Origin of the sequence: Nocardioides marmotae (assembly GCF_013177455.1) — a bacterium.
In the GTDB taxonomy this organism is placed as follows: Bacteria; Actinomycetota; Actinomycetes; order Propionibacteriales; family Nocardioidaceae; genus Nocardioides; species Nocardioides marmotae.
This window is the reverse complement of the sequence record NZ_CP053660.1, coordinates 1472377-1492166: the sequence shown is the minus strand read 5'-3', so window position 1 is coordinate 1492166 and position 19790 is coordinate 1472377. Positions and strand designations below refer to the sequence as shown.

General features: G+C 71.6%; 21 protein-coding genes and 1 pseudogene. 4 read left to right on the top strand and 18 right to left on the bottom strand.

Annotation, left to right across the window (positions count from 1 at the left end; genetic code table 11):
• Positions 1-21 precede the first annotated feature (21 nt).
• Positions 22-1167: a DNA-processing protein DprA gene (dprA, locus tag HPC71_RS07175; RefSeq protein WP_253943935.1), complete on the bottom strand. Its 1146-nt coding sequence runs from the start codon at positions 1165-1167 to the stop codon at positions 22-24.
• Positions 1164-2774, bottom strand: coding sequence for a YifB family Mg chelatase-like AAA ATPase (locus HPC71_RS07170; protein WP_230084291.1), 1611 nt, complete (start codon positions 2772-2774; stop codon positions 1164-1166). Before HPC71_RS07170 ends, dprA begins: the two co-directional genes overlap by 4 nt.
• Positions 2775-3337: 563 nt before the next feature.
• On the opposite strand from HPC71_RS07170, the gene HPC71_RS07165 reads away from it, so the two are divergent.
• The gene (locus HPC71_RS07165; RefSeq protein ID WP_154615023.1) at positions 3338-4789 is read left to right on the top strand and encodes a hypothetical protein; all 1452 of its coding nucleotides are present in this window, start codon (positions 3338-3340) and stop codon (positions 4787-4789) included.
• A gap of 361 nt (positions 4790-5150) precedes the next feature.
• Here the strand turns inward: HPC71_RS07165 and HPC71_RS07160 are convergent, their stop codons facing one another.
• From HPC71_RS07160 to rpsP, 13 genes and pseudogenes are all read right to left on the bottom strand, one after another.
• The gene (locus HPC71_RS07160) at positions 5151-5519 is read right to left on the bottom strand and encodes a YraN family protein (protein WP_154612076.1); all 369 of its coding nucleotides are present in this window, start codon (positions 5517-5519) and stop codon (positions 5151-5153) included.
• 115 nt (positions 5520-5634) lie between these two features.
• Complete coding sequence (locus HPC71_RS07155; RefSeq protein ID WP_154615022.1) at positions 5635-5778, bottom strand: hypothetical protein; 144 nt, start codon at positions 5776-5778, stop codon at positions 5635-5637.
• Positions 5779-5904: 126 nt separating this feature from the next.
• Complete coding sequence (locus HPC71_RS07150; protein ID WP_154615021.1) at positions 5905-7689, bottom strand: pilus assembly protein TadG-related protein; 1785 nt, start codon at positions 7687-7689, stop codon at positions 5905-5907.
• A complete protein-coding gene (locus HPC71_RS07145) occupies positions 7690-8163 on the bottom strand; it encodes a TadE family protein (RefSeq protein ID WP_257866206.1) in 474 nt (157 codons plus the stop codon).
• Positions 8164-8276: 113 nt separating this feature from the next.
• Positions 8277-8585, bottom strand: coding sequence for a DUF2469 domain-containing protein (locus tag HPC71_RS07140; RefSeq protein WP_154612081.1), 309 nt, complete (start codon positions 8583-8585; stop codon positions 8277-8279).
• Positions 8582-9307, bottom strand: coding sequence for a ribonuclease HII (locus HPC71_RS07135; RefSeq protein WP_171896411.1), 726 nt, complete (start codon positions 9305-9307; stop codon positions 8582-8584). Before HPC71_RS07135 ends, HPC71_RS07140 begins: the two co-directional genes overlap by 4 nt.
• Positions 9308-9323: 16 nt before the next feature.
• Entirely contained in the window at positions 9324-10151 is an 828-nt protein-coding gene (gene lepB / locus HPC71_RS07130) for a signal peptidase I (RefSeq protein WP_171896409.1), read from the bottom strand.
• A gap of 36 nt (positions 10152-10187) precedes the next feature.
• Entirely contained in the window at positions 10188-10541 is a 354-nt protein-coding gene (rplS, locus tag HPC71_RS07125) for a 50S ribosomal protein L19 (RefSeq protein ID WP_154612083.1), read from the bottom strand.
• Between the two features lie 185 nt (positions 10542-10726).
• Complete coding sequence (locus HPC71_RS21060) at positions 10727-11119, bottom strand: GNAT family N-acetyltransferase (protein WP_257866205.1); 393 nt, start codon at positions 11117-11119, stop codon at positions 10727-10729.
• Between the two features lie 93 nt (positions 11120-11212).
• A pseudogene (trmD, locus tag HPC71_RS21055) lies at positions 11213-11899 on the bottom strand (tRNA (guanosine(37)-N1)-methyltransferase TrmD); the annotation flags it as partial.
• Between the two features lie 8 nt (positions 11900-11907).
• A complete protein-coding gene (gene rimM / locus HPC71_RS07115; protein ID WP_171896405.1) occupies positions 11908-12456 on the bottom strand; it encodes a ribosome maturation factor RimM in 549 nt (182 codons plus the stop codon).
• Between the two features lie 100 nt (positions 12457-12556).
• Complete coding sequence (locus tag HPC71_RS07110) at positions 12557-12799, bottom strand: RNA-binding protein (RefSeq protein ID WP_154612084.1); 243 nt, start codon at positions 12797-12799, stop codon at positions 12557-12559.
• Positions 12800-12804: 5 nt separating this feature from the next.
• The gene (gene rpsP / locus HPC71_RS07105; RefSeq protein WP_171896404.1) at positions 12805-13323 is read right to left on the bottom strand and encodes a 30S ribosomal protein S16; all 519 of its coding nucleotides are present in this window, start codon (positions 13321-13323) and stop codon (positions 12805-12807) included.
• Between the two features lie 180 nt (positions 13324-13503).
• On the opposite strand from rpsP, the gene HPC71_RS07100 reads away from it, so the two are divergent.
• Positions 13504-14130 carry a hypothetical protein gene (locus tag HPC71_RS07100; RefSeq protein ID WP_154615018.1) on the top strand — a complete coding sequence of 209 codons (627 nt, stop codon included), beginning with the start codon at positions 13504-13506 and terminating at the stop codon, positions 14128-14130.
• A 28-nt stretch (positions 14131-14158) separates the two neighbouring features.
• Here HPC71_RS07100 and HPC71_RS07095 read toward each other — a convergent pair whose 3' ends face one another.
• From HPC71_RS07095 to ffh, 3 genes are read right to left on the bottom strand one after another with little or no spacing between them, the layout of a single operon-like run.
• Positions 14159-15241: an amidohydrolase family protein gene (locus HPC71_RS07095; RefSeq protein WP_154615017.1), complete on the bottom strand. Its 1083-nt coding sequence runs from the start codon at positions 15239-15241 to the stop codon at positions 14159-14161.
• Between the two features lie 44 nt (positions 15242-15285).
• Positions 15286-15657, bottom strand: coding sequence for an NYN domain-containing protein (locus HPC71_RS07090; protein ID WP_154615016.1), 372 nt, complete (start codon positions 15655-15657; stop codon positions 15286-15288).
• Between the two features lie 40 nt (positions 15658-15697).
• Positions 15698-17269 (bottom strand): signal recognition particle protein, encoded by a 1572-nt coding sequence (ffh, locus tag HPC71_RS07085; RefSeq protein ID WP_171896402.1) that lies wholly within the window; start codon positions 17267-17269, stop codon positions 15698-15700.
• Positions 17270-17398: 129 nt separating this feature from the next.
• Between ffh and HPC71_RS07080 the strand changes: the two genes are divergently transcribed.
• Positions 17399-19591, top strand: coding sequence for a carbon starvation CstA family protein (locus HPC71_RS07080; RefSeq protein WP_154612088.1), 2193 nt, complete (start codon positions 17399-17401; stop codon positions 19589-19591).
• On the top strand, positions 19588-19788 hold the full coding sequence (locus HPC71_RS07075; protein ID WP_171896400.1) for a YbdD/YjiX family protein: 201 nt from the start codon (positions 19588-19590) through the stop codon (positions 19786-19788). Before HPC71_RS07080 ends, HPC71_RS07075 begins: the two co-directional genes overlap by 4 nt.
• Positions 19789-19790: the final 2 nt, after the last annotated feature.

The following is a 19790-nucleotide window of genomic DNA, read 5'->3' as shown; positions in this document are numbered from 1 at the left end:
GTCTAGGAAGCCGCCGCCCCCTCACCGGTGAGCCAGGGCGGCGAGCCGCCAGCCGTCACCGTCGGCGTCGACCAGGCCGAGGGCGCGCAGGCGCACCAGCGCGTTGCCGGTGTCGGAGAGGCTCAGCCCCGCGGTCCGGGAGATGGAGTCCGCGTGCACCGGTTGACCGACCGGCACCGCGTCCAGCACCTGTTGGTGCCGCAGCGAGAGCCGGTCGCGTGGACGCTCCGGTCCGCGGGGCTCCTCGACGAGGTGGACACCGGAGACGCCGACCAGCTCCAGGACGTCCTCGGGCGACGTCACGAGCGTCGCGGCCCCGGTGCGCACCAGCTGGTGCACGCCCTGGGACGGCGCGCTGGTCACCGGCCCCGGGACGCCCATGACGACCCGGTTGAGGCGGCCGGCCCAGTTGGCCGTGTTGAGGGCACCGCTGCGGGCGGCCGCCTCGACGACGACCGTGCCGCGGGTCAGGGCGGCGATCAGCCGGTTGCGGGCGAGGAACCTCAGGCGCGTCGGCGCCGACCCGGGCGGCAGCTCGGAGACGACCAGGCCATGGCCGGCCAGGTGGTCCAGCAGGCTGCGGTGCGCGGCCGGGTAGGCGCGGTCCACCCCGCAGGCCAGCACCGCGACGGTGGCGCCGTCCACCGCGAGCGCGCCCCGGTGGGCGGCCTGGTCGATGCCGAACGCCGCGCCGGAGACGACCGGTACGCCGGCCCGGGCGACGCCGGCGCCGATGGATGCGGCCACGTCGGCGCCGTACGTCGTGGCGGAGCGGGAGCCGACCACGGCGAGCGAGCCGAGCAGTCGGTCCAGGCGCAGCGGGCCCTTCGCCCACAGGCCGAGCGGCGGACCGCCGCGCCCCTGGACCTCGCCTCCGGCGGCCAGGTCCTCGAGCTGCCGGGGCCACTCCGGGTCGCCCGGCACGACGAACCGGATGCCCAGCTTGGCGGCCAGCTCGAGGTCGCGCGCGGGGTCCATCGAGCCGAGCCGCGTGGCGACGTCGGTGAGGACCCCGCTGCCGGGGTCCCGCTCGTGCAGCAGCGCGTCGTGGAACGCCACAGCGCCCATCTGGGCGGTGAACACGGCGAACCGCGGGTCTCCCGGTTCGCCGAGCCGGGACAGCGCGACCCGGGCGAGCCGGTCCTCGTCGCGCGCCCCGCCGCTCACCCGGCCCTCCTCTCGAGGTCTGCGAGCATCAACGGCTCGGCGGTCCGCAGCCGCAGGGCGGTGCACAGCTCCACCTCGCCCGGTCCGGCTGCTCCGGCCAGGTCGGCCACGGTCCACGCGAGCCGGTGGACCCGGACCGCCCCGCGGCGGGTCAGCAGTCCCTTGCCGACCTTGTCATCCAGCAGCCGTTGGGCGGCGGCCGTCAGCGGCCACGACTCGCGCAGGGCGGGCCCGGGGACGTGTCCGTTCAGGCGCCATCCGCAGCCGACGTACCGCTCGGCCTGCCTGCGGCGGACGGCCGTCACCCGCTCCCGGATCTGCGCCGACGACTCCGGCGGGCCGGTGGTGAAGGCCGCGCCGATGCCGCCGGCCTGCAGCGGGACCACCTCGCGGGTGATGTCGATCCGGTCGCTCAGCGGCCCGGTGATGCGGCTGCGGTAGTCACGTCGCGCCCGTTCGCTGCAGGAGCAGTGGTTGTCCCGGGCGACGGGCGAGTACTCACCACAGGGGCACGGGTTGCACGCGACGACCAGGATCCCGCGCGCCGGGAAGGTGGCGGACTCCTCGCCTCGAGCGATCGTCACGTCGCCGCTCTCCAGCGGTTGGCGCAGCGCCTCGATGACGTCGGTGCGGAACAAGGGGAACTCGTCCATGAACAGCACTCCGTGGTGGGCCCGGCTGATCTCGCCGGGGCGCACGCGCCCGGTCCCACCTCCGATGAGGCTGGCCTTGCTGGCGTCGTGGTGCGGGGCGGCGAACGGCGGCCGCGTCAGCATGCCCGCGGCAGGATCGAGGACGCCGGCGAGTGAGTGCAGGGCGGTCAGCTCCAGCGACTCCTCCGCGTCGAGGTCCGGCAGCAGACCGGGCAGCCGCTCCGCGAGGGTCGTCTTGCCGGCGCCCTTCGGCCCGGTGAGCATCAGGTGGTGGCCCCCGGCCGCAGCCACCTCGAGCGCGTAGCGGGCGTCGGCGAGACCGAGGACGTCCACCATGTCGGTGTCCTCGAGCCGGTCGTCGCCGCGCCAGGTGAGCAGCCGGCTCCCCGACTGCTCGGCCACGGGCGGCGCGTCGGGGACCTCCTCCCCCGCCAGCTGCGCGGCGACCTGCGCGAGCGAGCGCATGCCGTACACCGAGACCCCGGGCACCATGCACGCCTCGGCGGCCTGCGGCTCGGGCACGTAGACCTCGGTGATGCCGCGCCGCGCGGCCGCGAGCACCATCGGCAGGACGCCGGGCACCGACCGCAGGCCGCCGGCCAGCGTCAGCTCGCCGACGAACAGCCGGCCGGCCAAGGCGGACGTCGGCACCTTGCCGTTCGCTCCGAGGACGGCGACGGCCATCGCCAGGTCGAAGTGACTGCCGCTCTTGTGCAGGTCCGCCGGGCTCAGCAGGATCGTCACCCGCTTCGTGGAGGGCCAGCCGAGGTCGCTGTTGGCGATCGCCATGCGGCAGCGGTCGCGCGCCTCGTTCAGGGACACGTCCGGGCGGCCGACGACGACCGTCGCGACGATGCCCGGCGAGACGTCCGCCTGGACCTCGATGAGGTGGCCCACCGCGCCCTGCAACGAGACGGTGTGCGCGGTCGCGACGGCCATCAGCGAGTTGTCCATTTCTCGCACCTGGGCGCTCGCCGCGGGGCTTCCCCCACGGCCGCGCGGCACATCCACCGGTCATGTATGCGGTGCGTCATCGTCACCACCTCCTGCACGCCAGGGTGGCGCCACGGAGGTGGGGCGGCCACACGCTCCGGCGGTCGCTGTGGAGATCGCAGTCGCGACCCGGCCTGTGGAAAGAGACGGGACCAGGGACGGTCGGTCACGAGCGACCAGCTCGACGGCGACGGAGGTGGCGGAGGCGGCGGAGGCGGCGGAGGCGGCGGAGGCGGCGGAGGCGGCGGAGGCGGCGGAGCCCCTGCCGGGCTCCGCCGTGTGTTCGCCGAGCGTTGCCTACGAGCTGGTCCTCCAGCTCGGCGACGGCGAGGCAGACGCACCGACGGCGTACGCCCGGCGTGCCGGGCGTACGCCGACCTAGTGGTTTGGATCACGTTGCGGGACGGAAGAACAGCGCCATGGGGAACACCTCGGGTCTGGGCTCAGGAGCGGCGGCGGGGGGCAACGGCGTGTCGGGCGACGGATCCGCCCTGGGCTCAGGAGCGGCGGCGGGGGGCAACGGGGTGTCGGCCGACGAGTTCGCCAGGATCGTCGACGACCGGCTCGAGGAGATCGCGGTGGCGGCGCTCGACTCCGCGATGTACTGGCACATGCGGGACCACGCCATCTCGGGCGTCCCCGGGTTCGCGGACGACGCGGTCGTCAAGATGGCCGGCAACCCGCTGGACGGATGGGTGGCGGCCGCCGGAAGTGTGCTGTTCTACGTCGTCCGTCGCTACCCGTCGCCGATCACCGGCGCGACCCCGGACTTCGACGTCCGGGCCCTGGACATCGACGTGCCGGAGGTGACGATCGACGACAAGGTCGAGCCTGACGTACCGAGGGGCTACCTCGAGAGCTTCCGCTCCACGCTCCAGGAGATCTTCGAGCGCTGGCGCAGCCTGCCAGCGCCCGAGGGCATCTCCGCCGGGGTCGTCACGCCCATCATGGACGCGATGTACCTCGTCTCCGACGAGCCGAGCGCACTGTCCGCCGCCGACCGCCCGCCGGTGCTGGCCAACAAGGAGTACCACGCGCTCCTGGCCAGGTTCGGGGACGCGACGCCTCACCTCCACGGCGTCGCAATGGACTACTTCAAGGAGAAGTATGTCCAGCAGCTGGGCGTGGTGGTCCCGAACCTCCAGTACGTCATGGGCGAGATCGCCATCGCAGCGCTCGGCAACGCGCTGGCGATCCAGCGCACCCGCGCCGCAGTGCTCACGATCCTCGACGAGGCGCTCGTGGCCATGGACAGGGCGAAGCCTGGCAACGACCACGGCGGCCTCGCGGTCGCCGTCGGCATCCTGGGCGCCGTTGTCGCCGCGGCTGCGACACTCGCCACGGGCGGCACCGCCGCGCCCTTCGCCCTGACCCTCGGCGGGGGTGTTATCAGCGTCCTCGCCGGGACGATCAACGACGACGGTGCGCAGGCACCCGAGGTCGAGCTGGGTGCGAGCGACCCGGACGGCGTGATCGCCAACATCCGCTCGGCGCTGGGCACGACGGACCGCGAGCTGCTGATGGAGGAGCAAGCCGCGGCGTACTCCGCCTTCGACCAGATCGAGCTGCTCGCCGCCCCTCGCGGCCCGGGCGAATCCGACCCGTTCGGCCTCGACGAGCCCAGCGCGAGCAGGGGCCCGCTCGTCATCGAGATCGAGCGCCACCACATGGCCACGTTGTGGGACACGCTGCCGCTCATCGCCGGCCGTCTGCGCCGGGCGGCCGCTCTCCTCGACGACGCGGTCGGGAAGCAAGGGGCCTTTCAGCACGGCAGCGTCGGCCGCTCCACCCTGGGGGCGCAGCCGGACATCGCCAGCGCGGGCGGCGAGGCGTGGCGGGCGCTGCGCGCCCTGGCCAATGACCTCGACGAGGGGGCCCAGGGTCTCAAGGACGTCTGGCGCGACTTCAACGACACCGACGGTCTGACCCGTGAGGAGTTCGCGACCATCAAGACTGGTCTGACTTTCTGGGGCTGATGACGGGCGACGATCCGCCCACGTCGCGGCGAGTCAGCAGACGCGGCAACCTCGCGAACCCCAGGAAGCTGTTGGACTCCGCTCGCCCGTCGGAACCCATCCCAGACGCTCATAGAAGCGACGGCCTCGGTCATGTCCGTGGACACCCTGCTGACCGCCGCGAATCCACCCGCTCGTCCGGGACTCGCGAGTGTTGCGACAGGTCCGCACGTCGGGGCGGACGTGGTGTGCCCCGGCACGTGCTGCGGCGCGTCGTCAGGCACACGAGCCGACAGCGGCCAACTCCCCCAACTTCACAACTGTCGGTGATCCCCACGCAGCGCTGGCGCGCCGCCCTAGGGCACGGACATTCACGGACAGGTCAGCCGATCCCCCGGACGTGCTCGAGCTCGGCCGCCCCGCGGCGGGGCAGCTGGACGCAGACCATGTCCACCCGCGCCTCGAGGTGGGAGAGCCTGTGCTCCTCGAGCCACCGCAGCGCCAGGCGCCGCAGCCGCGCGACCTTGATGTCGGTGACCGCCTCGTGCGGCGTGCCGCCGACGGGCCCGCTGCGGGTCTTGACCTCGCAGATCACCACCGTCCGCCCGTCCCGCAGGACCAGGTCGATCTCGCCCTGCTCGCACCGCCAGTTGCGGTCCAGGAGGGCCATCCCCTCCGCGACCAGGTGCCGGGCCGCGAGCGTCTCGCCGTACTGCCCCACCGCGTGGTTCCGCGCTGCTGTCGTCGTCATGTCCTCGACCTCCTGGGCAGGAGGCTGCCGCCCGCTGGGACGGCGCGCCTGGCCGCGGGCACGGGCTGTGGAGTGCGCGCCGCGCGCCGCACCTGTGGACGACAGGTGGGCCGTCTCAGCGGACCAGGCGCACGACCTTCATCCCGACGACCGGGTCGTGGGCCACGGTGGGCGCGGACTCCTCGCTCGGAAGGGCCGCCTTGTTGAAGACGAAGACCTGGAACCGATGGTCTGGAACCCGAAGCGTAGGGATGTTCACCCAGGTCAGAAGGGTTGATGGTCCGCTCGGACTAGGAGGTCGGACCGGTCGGACAGGCCCCAGAACCACCCACGGTCGCCTAGGAGGAGCACCACGGGTCGACTTGTGAATGAGCTGCGGTTTGGCTCAGTTCGCCAGCGCGGGACTCCCGCAGCTCGGAACCAGCGTCTGCGTGGGAGTGAATTGAGATCCAGCGATGGTCAGACCCAGTGCGTTCTCAAGGACTCCTACACCCATGCCGAGCAGGGGACGCAGCACATCGCCCATCAGTGGCCGCACCAACTCGGTGTCGATCAATTCAATGACATCGCTGACACCGCCTAGGACGGTGCCGAGCACGTTGTCCGGATCGCTAGAAACATCAGCAGTGATGGACAACTTGTCAATCGACAGATCTCCGCTCGGGCCGTCAACAGGTTCACCAAAGTGCTCCGGCACGAGGAGCGTGACATCCTCCGTTGTCGGCACCGTCGAGGTAATCGTGCTAACGACGACGGTAATGGTGGTCGTCTTGACCTCTGGCGGTCCGATCAGCCGGGCACGCGTGTCGGTAATGGTCACGGGTATCCGGATCGTCGCTGGCATGAGCGCGGACCGCGCCGCGATGGTGAGGCTGTCCACCTCACCGTCCGTGCAATTGATCGACTTGAGTGTCCCAGAAGCTTCCGCCAACTTGACGTCGACGAGGAACGGATCGACGTTGACCGACAACGTGTGACCGGTCAGGAGCCCGAGGAGGCCGGTCAGAGCGTTGAGCAACTTAGTCACTCGGTTCGCGGCTGCCAGACTCCCGGAGACCTCGACTCTCGTCTGCGCTGTCGACGCGGTGGGCTTGTTCGAGACTGCGGCACCTTCGGCGCCGCACGCGTTCGCGGGCCCCTGGATGACGTAGGCCTTCGCAACTAGGTCGGCCACGCCAGGCAACGCACCCACGTTCAGTTCGATTCCCCGATTCTTAGTCGCGGCGGCGAGCCCCGCTACGGCGAGATCGAAGGCGTTCACGGCTGCGCCGAGCGCCGCCCCAGCCCCTTGGGACAGTTGGAGAAGTTCACCGACCCTGACCCTGTCCGCTATGTCGCCGACGTTGGCGAGGAAATGGGTGGACAGTGCGTCAGCTGCGAGAACTGCCGTCCCGCCGGAGGAAGTTAAGGCTTCGACCTGCGCCCCGATAAGTTGAGCCAGCGTTATCTCAGCGGTCAAGACTTGGTCCAGAGTCGCGAGATTCAGATCCGCCTTCAGCAGGTTCAGAAACGCCAGGATATCGATTTCTGCGTCGAGGAGTCCGGAGGAGCTCAACAGGGCCAGGTCCAGCGACGTGCCAAGCAATGCAGTGATCGGGCCGAGTACCGTAGAACCCTCGGCCTTGAGGCGCGCAGCGTACGAGTCGACCGAAAAGCACGCGATGCGTTGAGCGAGTCCTACTGCCGACCGGCAAACTTCTCCCGATCCTCGCTTGAAGATGAAGTCAACTGACGACCGCACGGTTACCAGGACGGCGTCTGGCATGGCCCCGGAAGGCGCCTGTCGAAAGTAGGAGTTGTACGGCGACCCTGCGCATCCAAGCGCTTGGTCGGACAGGTACCCCGCCGGTACGACCGTTCCTAACGTGACCTCGATCGTCGGCTCGTTCGCCCCGACGCCACTTGAACCACGACGCATCGCCGCCAGAGCCACGTTCCGGAGTTCGTTGGCGGTCGCGACGCCGGCCGCCGTTGCCTTGCTGGCCGCGAGGGCGCGACCGGCGTCGAGGGCGGCGACATCCGCGATGGCCTGTACGTCACGTCGAGCGACGCGTTGCATCCCGATGTCCACCACGAGCGCCGTGATGGGCAGGAGGACGAAGCACATGACCAGCGCAACGAGGATCGCGACGGCACCGCGGGCATCTCTCCTGCGCTGCGAACGCCTCATTCAACTCACCTGAACAGCGGAGCTGAAGGAAAGTTGCTCTGGCAGCACGAAGCTGTACCCCGGTAGCGACGGCAACAGACTGTGCTGCCGATAGGGATAGTCGAGCGTCACGGTGATGCACGTGTTCGCCGTCCCGCAGCCGCTCGCACTTGGCGCCGGGATCGCGCATACAAGGTGGTTCTCGCCACAAGCCATGCCGTAACCAGCGAGCGCCCTAGAGACAGCAGTCGATGCGGCGAACTGCGCAGGGCATGCGGAACTGAACGGTCCGGTCTGTGCACAGGCGGTGCCCACCTGTGCACCTACGGAGGCCCGCGCGGCCTCGGCCGCGGCCTGAGAGAGTGCCTGCCTAAAGCTGAACATGTAGCCGTAAGCAATGGTCCCGAAAAGGATGTAAAGCAGCGGGGTCACGACAAGCGCTAACTCCACCGCGGCCGCGCCGCGGTCACCGCGGCGCGCGCGTCTGCTTCCCATCACGAGCGTCCCCCGGGCATGCGTGTCGAGGGCGGCCCCCACGACCGCCCTTCACCTCGCCGTTGACCCTAGGTCCGATCCGCCGTGCCGTGGGGTGAAATAGCCCGTTCGGACTACGGCTTCGGCGGATCGATGTCCGAAGGTTGGAGCTCCTCGACGTTCACGTCCTTGAACGTGAGCACCTTGACGTTCTTGGCGAAGCGGGCGGGGCGGTACATGTCCCACACCCACGCATCGGACATGGAGACCTCGAAGAACACGTCGCCGGCCTCGGTGCGCGCCTTCACGTCGACCTGGTTGCACAGGTAGAACCTGCGGTCGGTCTCGACGACGTACTTGAAGATGCCGACGACGTCGCGGTACTCGCGGTAGAGCGTCAGCTCCATCTCGGCCTCGTACTTCTCGAGGTCCTCGGCGCTCATGACATCTCCTCCAGGGCCTCGGCGGCTCCGGGGGGTGCCGCGACCTCATTGTGCACGCCCGGCGAAGGCTCGAGCCCGGCCGCCCGTCGCACGTTGACGAACCGCATGCGGTGCACCGGCGAAGGGCCGTGCTCGAGCAGCGCGGCGGTGTGGGTCTCGGTGATGTAGCCCTTGTGGGTCTTGAAGTCGTACGCCGGCCAGTCGGCGTCCATCTCGCGCATGATGCGGTCGCGGGTGACCTTCGCGAGGACCGAGGCCGCGGCGATGCACGCGGCGACCCGGTCGCCCTTCCAGACCGCGAGCCCGGGCACGCCCAGGCCGTCCACGGGGAACCCGTCGGTGAGCACGTAGGCGGGCGGCACGTCGAGCAGGGCGACCGCCCGGCGCAGCGCCTCGATGTTCGCCACGTGCATGCCGAGCCGGTCGCACTCGTCGTGGGGCACCACGACGACCGACCAGGCCACCGCGCGACGTACCACCTGCTCGTAGCAGCGCTCGCGGGCGCGCTCGGTCAGCAGCTTGCTGTCGGCCAGCCCCGGGACGATGCCTGCCCGGCCCGACGGCAGGATGCAGGCCCCGGCGACCAGCGGCCCGGCGCAGGCACCCCGGCCGGCCTCGTCGACGCCGGCGACGGGGTCGATGCCGTGGCGGCGCAGGGCGCGCTCGTAGCCGTAGATGCCGGCGTCGCGCCGGACGGTGGAGCCGCGCGGGAGGACGCTCACGAGTCTCCAGGCAGGGTCAGGACGGGTCGGGCACGTTCGCGAACGCGTCGGGACGCCCCACCCATTCGAAGCGGTCGGTGGGCCACAGCAGCACGAACACCTTGCCGACGACCGAGTCGACGGGCACGTAGGGGTTCTTGGTGCAGTCGGTCTCCTGCGGCAAGCACAGGTGGGCGCTGGAGTCGGCGGAGTGGCCGCGGTTGTCGCCCATCACGAAGAGGTGCCCCTCGGGCACCGGCCCGGCCGACCAGCTGCAGTTGCCGGTCATCGGCCCGCGGCAGTCGATGCCCTTCTCCTGCTGGACGTAGCCCTCCTCGTTCAACGGCTTGCCGTTGACCGAGATCCGGCCCTTCTTGTCGCAGCAGGTGATGGTGTCGCCCTCGACCCCGATGACGCGCTTCACGAGGTGCCCACCGGTCGGGTAGAGCCCGATCTTGGCCATCAGCGAGGTGAGCCCGTTGGTCGGCTCGCCCTGCTCGGCGTCGCTGAGCCAGCTGCCGGGGTCCTCGAAGACCACGACGTCGCCGCGCTGCGGCTCCCCGAACCAGTAGGAGGGCTTCTGCACCAGGATCCGGTCGTTCTCGACCAGCCCGGGCTCCATCGACTCCGAGGGGATGTAGAAGGCCTGCACGAACAGCGCCTTGATCACCACGGCGAGCACGAGCGCGATGCCGAGCAGCAGGATCGTCTCCTGCCAGACCGGCAGGTGCTTGCGCTTCTTCTCCTCCGTCGCGGGCGACACCGCGGACGCCCCGGAGGCGCCCGCAGACGACGAAGACCGCGACCCGTCCGGAGTGTCGACGGTGTCGTCGACGGGATCGAGGTCGCGGTCTTCGGTGCTCACGCGCAGAGTCTAGGGAGGTGCTGCCTGCCCCGAGGCTCAGGCCTCGCGGCGCTCCTTGATCTTGGCGGCCTTGCCGCGCAGGTTGCGCAGGTAGTACAGCTTCGCGCGACGGACGTCACCGCGGGTGACGATCTCGATCTGCTCGAAGATGGGGCTGTTGAGCGGGAAGGTGCGCTCGACGCCGACGCCGAAGGAGACCTTGCGGACGGTGAAGGTGCGGCCGATGCCGGCGCCCTGCACGCGGATCACGACGCCCTGGAAGATCTGCACGCGGGACCGGTTGCCCTCGACGACCTTGACGTGGACCTTGATGGTGTCACCGGCGCGGAAGGCCGGGACGTCGTCGCGCTTGGCGCTGTTGCCGAGCTCGGCAACGAGGTTGTTGGTCATGACTGCTCCTCGCGAGTGCCACAGGTCAGCCGCGGTTCGGGGTTCGACGGTGCGGGTGGCGCAGTGCGTGTGGCCGGCGGCGCAGGGCTCCCCCTGTGGCAGGAGCCCGACGCAGACCCCCCGCGTGTGTGCTCGGGGCGGTCCTTCGGCCGACTGGGCCGGTGGGCAAGTCTGCCACAGCGCGATCAGCGGCGAGTAATCCGCTTGGTGAGCACCGCCGGCCCCGACGGCCCGTCGAGCACCTCGCGGACACCGAAGCCGGCCTTCTTGTACATCCGCAGGTTGTCGGCGCTGCCCTTCCCGGTGAACAGCCGGTACGACGCCGCGCCGGCCGGCGCCACGGCCTGGGCGTGCTCGAGGAGCAGCCGGCCCAGCCCCCGGCCGCGCTGGTCGGGGGCGACCATCAGCCGTCCGATGTCCCACACGTCGCCGTCGAGCCGGCCGCGGACCGAGCCGACCAGCCGGCCGGCGACCCGCACCACGTAGGTGTCCCACTCCGCCAGGGACTCCGCGACCGTGGCGAGGTCCTCGTGCAGCGGCGGGATGGACAGGTCGTCGTTCGCGACCGCCTCGCGCACCCAGCAGGCCAGCTGCAGGGTGAGGATCTCCGCGGCGTCGGCGCGGACCGCGCGCTCGACCACCCACTCCCCCGTCACCGCGCTGGCGTGGAGGAGGTCCGGGCGGCGCTCGGCCGTGCGGCGTACCGCCTGGTCGTGGCGCCACCGCGCGATCGCGCCGTGGTCGCCGGAGAGCAGCACCGGGGGCACGGCGTGGCCGCGCCAGGACGCGGGCTTGGTGTAGACGGGGTGCTCGAGCAGCCCGCCCTCGTGGGACTCCTCGACCAGCGAGGCGGCGTTGCCCATGAATCCGGGCAGCAGGCGCACGACGGCCTCGGTGATCGCCAGCGCGGCGACCTCGCCACCGTTGAGGACGTAGTCGCCGATGGAGATCTCGCGGACCTCAGCGATCGTCCGGGCGTGGTCGAGCACGCGCTGGTCGATGCCCTCGTAGCGTCCGCACGCGAAGACCAGCCGCTCCCGCGTCGCGAGCTCGCGGGCCAGCGGCTGGGTGAACGGCTCCCCCGAGGGCGTGGTGACGACGACCGTCACGCCCTCACCGCCACCACCAGCCTCGCCGAGGAGCTCGTCGAAGGCCTCCCCGAACGGCTCGGGCTTGAGCACCATCCCGGCGCCGCCGCCGTAGGGGGTGTCGTCGACGGTGCGGTGCCGGTCGTGGGTCCAGCGGCGCAGGTCGTGGACGTGGACGTCGAGGAGGCCGGAGGCGACCGCCTTGCCGGGCAGCGAGAGCTGCAGCGGCGCGAGGTAGTCGGGGAAGATCGTGAGGTAGTCCAGGCGCACGGCCGGGCTCACTCGTCCTCGGGCAGCGGGGTGACCAGGCCCGGGCGGTCGGCGACCACGACGCGTCCGGCCGCCAGGTCGACCTCGGGGACGAGCGCCTTGACGAACGGCACCAGCGTGTCGCGACCGTCGGGGGTCTTGATGGTCAGCAGGTCCTGGGCGCCGCCGTGGACGAGCGCGGTGACGGTGCCGAGCTCGGCGCCGTCCAGGTCGTACGCCGCCAGGCCGACGAGCTGGTGGTCGTAGTACTCGTCGGGGTCGGCGGGCGTCTCGTCGACCGGCACGGTCGCGTGCAGCACGAGCCCGCGGGCGGCCTCAGCGGCGGTGCGGTCGGGGATCTCCTCGAAGGAGACCAGCAGCGTCGTCTGGTGCCAGCGCGAGCCCGCCACCGTCACCTCGCGCAGCGGGGAGGCCGACCCGCGCGGCGGCTCGGCGCGCAGCCGGGCGCCGACGGCGTAGCGCCGCTCCGGCTCGTCGGTGCGCACGTCGACGGTCACCTCGCCACGGAGGCCGTGGGGCTTGCCGATGCGTCCCACGACCAGCTCGATCGTCTCCACTGGTGTCTCCTCGAAGCGTTCTGGAAATGCGAACGGGTGCCGCCCCGGCTGGGGAGCGGCACCCGTGCTGCTGGTCTCGACAGGTCGGCCGAGCAGGCGCTCAGCGGCGCCGGTCGACGTCCACGAAGTCGATCCGCGCCCCGTCGCGCCCGGCCAGGGCCGAGATGACGGTGCGGAACGCCGACGCCGTGCGGCCCCCGCGCCCGATCACCTTGCCGAGGTCGTCGGGGTGCACCAGGACCTCGAGGACCGAGCCACGGCGCAGCTGCTTGTCCCGGACGACGACGTCGTCGGGGTTGTCCACCACGCCGCGGACGAGGTGCTCGAGGGCGTCGGCCAGCATCGTGCTCAGGCCTGCTTGTCCGCGTCAGGACGCTCGGCGTCCGTCGTGGTCTCGGCGGCCTCGGCCTGCTCCGTCGCACCCTCGGGGGTCTCGGCGGCGGGGGTCACGTTGGCCTCGGGAGCGGCGGCCTCGGCCGACTTCTTCGCGGCCTTCTTGGTCGTCGCGTCGCCGCGCGGCTCGCTCTGAGCCTCCTTGAGGGCCTCGTTGAAGATCTCGAGCTTGTCCCGCTTGGGCTCGGCGTGACGCAGGGTGCCCTCGGCGCCCGGCTCACCCTTGAACTTCTGCCAGTCGCCGGTGATCTTGAGGATCGCGGCGACGGCCTCGGTCGGCTGCGCGCCGACGCCCAGCCAGTACTGCGCCCGCTCGGAGACGACGTCGATGTACGACGGGTCCTCCTTGGGGTGGTACTTGCCGATCTCCTCGAGGACGCGACCGTCGCGCTTCTTGCGCGAGTCGACGACGACGATGCGGTACTGCGGCACCCGGACCTTGCCCAGGCGCTTCAAACGGATCTTGACGGCCACAGCTGTGGTGTCTCCTCAGGATGTCGTGTGTGGTGAGGCGCACCGCCACCAGGTGGGGACCGGGCCGGGCTCCTCGGATGGGTCTCGCTGCGCCCGGGTGAGAGGGTCCAGGCGCGCAGGACTCAGCGGGAGAGTCTGCCAGATCGACGACGGCGTGGCGAAATCAGGCAGGGTTCCCCCATGAGCACCTCCCCGCCGCCCTCACCGTACGCCGCCTGGCCGGCCGGCCCCGACCCGCGCAAGCCGCGGCCGAGCGCCTGGTGGTTCGCGCTCGGCGGGGGCCTCCTCCTGGCCGCGGTCGCCGCGGGCGTGGCGCTGTTCGTCTCGACCCTGTCCGCCTTCCTCGAGACCGACGCCACCGTGCCGGCCGACGGCGCCCCGCACACCGTGACGGTGCCGACCGACCGCGACCGGGTCCTCTGGCTGGACCCCGACGAGGCCGTGCGGTGCCAGGTGGTGGACGGCGCGACGGGCCGCCCGGTCGTGATGTCGCCGGTCGGCGCGGACCTGCAGAAGTCCGACGGCGACGGCGAGTGGCGGGCCGCCGCCCGCTTCGACCCGGGGTCGGGCGACCTCGAGGTCACCTGCACCGACGGCGCCGGGGACGGCACCGACACCGGCACCGACACCGGCATCGACACCGGCATCGACACCGGCGAGGCGCAGGTGGGTCCGGCCCCCTCGGTCGGCGGGTTCATCGGCTCGATCGTGCTGGCCATCACCGTGCCGCTCGTGCTCGGCCTCGCCGGCCTGGTCGTGCTGCTGGTGACCGTGGTGCGCTGGGCGACCGGCCGACCGCGCGCGTGAGCGGCCCGGCCGAGGCGTCGGCCGGGCCTCAGCCGGCCGACCGGCCGACGACCGCCCCGCGCAGCACCACGCAGACCGGCTCCCACAGCGCGGTCAGGTCGGTGGCGGGGTCGCGGTCGTAGACCACGAGGTCGGCGCTGGCCCCCTCCTCCAGCCCCGGGAAGCCCAGCCACTCCCGCCCGCGCCAGGACGCCGCGGCCAGCACGTCGGCGGGCGGCAGGCCCAGCTCGGCCATCGCGAGCGCCTCGCCGGCCAGCCAGCCGTGCCGCTGCGCTCCGCCGCCGTCGCTGCCGACGTACAGCGCGACGCCCGCCTCGTGCGCCGACATCAGCACCTCGCGCCGGCGCGCGTAGAGGTCCTCCATGGTGGCTGCGTAGTCGGGGAACCTCTCGCGGCCCTGCTCGACGAAGGTCGGGAACTTCGCGGTCTGCATCACCGTCGGCACCAGCGCGACCCCGCCGGCGGCCATCTGGTCGAGCTGGTCCAGCGAGAGCCCGGTGCCGTGCTCGATGCAGTCGATGCCGGCGTCGAGCAGGCCCTGGAGCACGTCGCGGCCGAAGCAGTGGGCGGTCACCTTCGCCCCCTCGGCGTGCGCGGCCGCGATCGCCTCGGCGAACGCATCGGCGGGGAACGACGGGGCCAGGTCGCCGGTCTCGCGGGAGATCCAGTCGCCGACGACCTTCACCCAGCCGTCGCTGCCCCGCGCCTCCCGCGCGACGTACGTCGCCAGGTCGGCCGGCTCGACCTCGTGGGCGTAGCTGCGGATGTAGCGCTTGGTCCGTGCGACGTGCCGCCCGGCCCGGACCAGCCGCGGCAGGTCCGCCCGCTCGTGGACCCACCGGGTGTCGGCGGGCGACCCGCAGTCGCGCAGGAGCAGCGCACCGGCGTCGCGGTCGGCGAGGGCCTGCGCCTCGACCTCGGAGTCGTCGACGGCGCCGTGGTCCTCCAGCCCGAGGTGGTTGTGGGCGTCCACGAGCCCGGGGACGATCCAGCCGCGCGCGACGGTCTCGGCGCCGGGCTGCGGCTCGTAGGTGACGGTCCCGTCCACGACGTACAGGTCGCGGCTCTCGCCGTCGGGCAGGACCGGTCCGGAGAACCTCAGCGCAGGCATGGCCCGACGCTAGCGGGCCCTCCGCCGGTGTCGCTCGCCCCGCTTCAGTCGATGAGGTCGAGCAGCCACGACGGACCGACGGCGAGCGCGCCGACGCCCTGGACGCGGGCCTGGAGCATCCGGTCGGCGGTCACCACGGTCACCCGGCTCCCCCGCCCCGCGGCGGCGCGGGCCTCGGCCACGATCGTCTCGTCGCCGACGCCCTTCGCGTGCACCGTCCGCACGTGGCCGTCCCGGCCGGCACGGACGCCGCCCTTGGCCGCCCCCTCCAGCACGAGCACGACCTCGTCCTGCGGGGTGTCTCCGACCAGGAGCCGCTCGTGCAGCCGCCGCGCGGCGCCGGCCCGGTCCTTCCACCACCCGTCGGGGCGGCTGCCGACGACGTTCGCGCCGTCGACGACCAGGACCGTGCTCATTCGGGGCTCACGCGGGGCTCACTCGGGGCTCATGCGGGGCTCACTTGAGGAACTTCGAGAAGTCCTTCGGCAGGTTCAGTGCGGCCGCGGCCTGCTCGTAGTCGACGTCCTCGGCGCCGGCGGGCGTGCCGAAGGGGTTGGCGGCGCCTGCGGCGGCGGCCTTCTCCTTCTCCGCCGCGGCCTGCTGGGCGGCCTTGGCCGGGTTGCCCGACCGCTTGGCGCCCTTGCCCTTCTTCGGCTGCGGCTTGGCCTTGCCCTTCTTCGGGCCGCCCAGGCCCGGCATGCCGGGCATGCCCGGGATGCCGCCGCCGCGGGCCATCTGCATCATCATCTTCCGCGCCTCGAAGAAGCGGTCGACGAGCTGGTTGACGTCGGAGACCTGGCGGCCCGAGCCCTTCGCGATCCGGGCCCGGCGCGAGCCGTCGATGATCTTGGGGTTGGCCCGCTCGGCCGGCGTCATCGACTGGATGATCGCCTGGATCCGGTCGATCTCGCGCTCGTCGAAGTTCTCCAGCTGCTCGCGGAACTGGCCCATCCCGGGCAGCATCCCCATGATCTTCGACATCGAGCCGAGCTTGCGGACCTGCTGCATCTGCTCGAGGAAGTCATCGAGGGTGAACTCCCCGCCCTGACCGCTGAGCTTGGCGGCCGCCTTCATCGCCTGCTCGGAGTCGAAGGCCTTCTCGGCCTGCTCGATCAGGGTCATGACGTCGCCCATGTCGAGGATGCGCGAGGCCATGCGGTCGGGGTGGAAGAGGTCGAAGTCGGTCATCTTCTCGCCGTTGGAGGCGAACATGACCGGCTTGCCGGTGATCGAGGCGATCGAGAGCGCCGCGCCACCGCGGGCGTCGCCGTCGAGCTTGGTGAGGACGACGCCGTCGTACCCGACGCCGTCGAGGAAGGCCTGCGCGGTGGAGACGGCGTCCTGGCCGATCATCGCGTCGACGACGAAGAGGACCTCGTCGGGCTGAACGGCGTCGCGGATGTCGGAGGCCTGCTGCATCAGCTCGGCGTCCACGCCGAGGCGACCGGCGGTGTCGACGATGACCACGTCGTGCAGGCGGCGCTTGGCCTCCTCGATCGAGGCCCGCGCGACGGAGACGGGGTCGCCGACGCCGTTGCCCGGCTCGGGGGCGAAGACCGGTACGCCGACCCGCTCGCCGTTGACCTGCAGCTGCTTGACCGCGTTCGGGCGCTGCAGGTCGCAGGCGACCAGCATCGGGGTCTTGCCCTGCTCCTTGAGCCACAGCGCGAGCTTGGCCGCCAGCGTCGTCTTGCCGGCGCCCTGGAGGCCGGCGAGCATGATCACGGTCGGGCCGGTCTTGGCGTAGCGCAGCCGGCGGGTCTCGCCGCCCAGGATCGCCACGAGCTCCTCGTTGACGATCTTGACGATCTGCTGGGCGGGGTTCAGCGCCTGGCTGACCTCCTCGCCGCGGGCGCGGTCCTTGACCGCCGCCACGAACTCCTTGACGACCGGGAGCGCGACGTCGGCCTCGAGCAGGGCGATGCGGATCTCGCGGGCGGTGGCGTCGATGTCGGCCTCGGAGAGCCGACCCTTGCCCCGGAGGTTCTTGAAGGTGTCGGCGAGCCGGTCGGAGAGGGTGGCGAACACGTGAATCCTGACGATCGGTGACGGGTGCGACGGGTGGTCGGACCCTCGAATCGTAACCGGGGCCGATCCCTATCCCACGCCCGCTTCGCATGCGAGGGTGAGGGCAGTCACTCGGGACAGGAGCACACCATGAGCACGGTCACCGACGTCGAGCAGCCGACCCGGCCACCCCGCCGCCCCTCCGGGCGCTCCATCGCGCTGTGGACGGCCGTCGCCGTCGCCGGTGCGCTGTGCTGGGCAGTCCTCGCCCTCTCCCGCGGCGAGGAGGTCTCCGCGCTGTGGATGCTGTTCGCGGCGCTGTGCTCCTACGCCGTGGCCTACCGGTTCTACGCCCGCTTCATCGCCGTCCGGGTGCTCGGGGTCGACGACACCCGGGCCACCCCCGCGGAACGGCTCGACAACGGCGTCGACTTCGAGGTGACCGACCGGCGGGTGCTCTTCGGCCACCACTTCGCCGCGATCGCCGGCGCCGGGCCCCTGGTCGGGCCGGTCCTTGCCGCGCAGATGGGCTACCTGCCCGGCACGATCTGGATCGTCGTCGGCGTGGTCCTGGCCGGTGCGGTCCAGGACATGGTCGTGCTGTTCTTCTCGATGCGCCGCGACGGCCGCAGCCTGGGCCAGATGGTCCGCGACGAGGTCGGCGTCGTCGGTGGCATCGCGGCGCTGATCGCGGTCTTCGCGATCATGATCATCATCCTGGCGGTCCTCGCGCTCGTGGTCGTCAACGCGCTGGCCGAGTCTCCGTGGGGCGTGTTCTCGATCGGGCTGACCATCCCGATCGCGCTGTTCATGGGCTTCTACCTGCGCTTCCTGCGGCCCGGCCGGGTCATGGAGGTCACCGCCATCGGCGTCGTGCTCCTCCTGCTCGCGATCGTCGGCGGCGGGTGGATCGACGGCTCCTCGCTCGCCGACGAGCTCACCCTGTCCAAGGAGGCGCTGGTCCTCTGCCTGGTCGGCTACGGCTTCGTGGCCTCGGTGCTGCCGGTGTGGATGCTGCTGACCCCGCGCGACTACCTCTCGACGTTCATGAAGGTCGGCGTGATCGTGCTGCTCGCGGTCGGCCTGGTCATCGCCGCGCCGACCATCCAGGCCGACGCGGTCACCTCCTTCGCCACCGACGGCAACGGCCCGGTCTTCGCCGGCAAGCTCTTCCCGTTCGTCTTCATCACCATCGCCTGCGGCGCCCTGTCGGGCTTCCACGCGCTGATCGCCTCCGGCACGACGCCGAAGCTGATCGCCAAGGAGAGCCAGGTCAGGATGATCGGCTACGGCGGCATGCTGATGGAGTCCTTCGTCGCCATCAGCGCGCTCATCGCCGCGGTCGTCATCGACCAGGGCCTCTACTACTCGATGAACGCCCCGATCGGCGCCACCGGCGGGACCGTCGAGAGCGCGGCGGAGTTCGTGGCCACCCTCGGCTTCACCATCACCCCCGACCAGCTGGCCGCCGCGGCCGCCGCCGTCGAGGAGGACTCGCTGATCTCGCGCACCGGCGGCGCCCCGACCCTCGCCTTCGGGCTCTCCCAGGTCTTCTCCGAGGCCTTCGGCGGCGGCCTCCAGGCGTTCTGGTACCACTTCGCGATCATGTTCGAGGCGCTGTTCATCCTCACCGCCGTCGACGCCGGCACCCGGGTGGGCCGGTTCATGCTGCAGGACACCGTCGGCAACGTGTGGCCGCGGTTCGGCGACACCTCGTGGCGGCCCGCCTCCTGGATCGCCAGCGCGGTCGTCGTCGCCGCCTGGGGCTCGATGCTCTACGTCGGCGTCACCGACCCCCTCGGCGGGATCAACCAGCTCTTCCCGCTCTTCGGCATCGCCAACCAGCTGCTCGCCGCCATCGCGCTCGCGCTCTGCGTCACCCTGCTCATCAAGCACGGCAAGCTCCGCTACGCCTGGGTGCCCGGCCTGCCGCTCGCCTGGGACCTGATCACCACGATGACCGCGAGCTGGCAGAAGGTCTTCTCCGACGACCCGACCATCGGCTACCTCGCCCAGGCCGACCGCTACCGCGAGGCGCGCGACGCCGGCGAGATCCTCGCCCCGGCCACCGACGCCGGCCAGATGGACCAGGTGGTGTTCAACTCCACGCTCAACGGCGTGCTCCAGGCGACCTTCGCGGTGCTCGTGATCATCGTGGTGGCCAACGCCGCCGTGGTCTGGGTCCGGGCCGCCCGGGCCGGCGGTCTCCCGACGACCGAGGTCCCCTACACCCGCTCCCGCATCGTCGCCCCCTCCGACTTCTTCGCCACCGCCGAGGAGAAGGAGGCGGTGCGCGCCTGGGAGGAGTCCCAGCGGGCCGAGCCGGTCGGGGGGAAGCGGTGAGCGGCCCCCGCCCCCTCACCCCCCGCCGGGCCCTCGACGGGGTGCGCTGGTACCTCAAGGAGATCAGCGGGGAGGCGCGGTGGGAGGCCTACCTGGCGCGGTGCACCGAGGACGGCACGCCGCCGATGACGCGGCGGGAGTACGAGCGGCACCGCACCGACCAGCGCGAGCACAACCCGCAGTCGCGCTGCTGCTGACC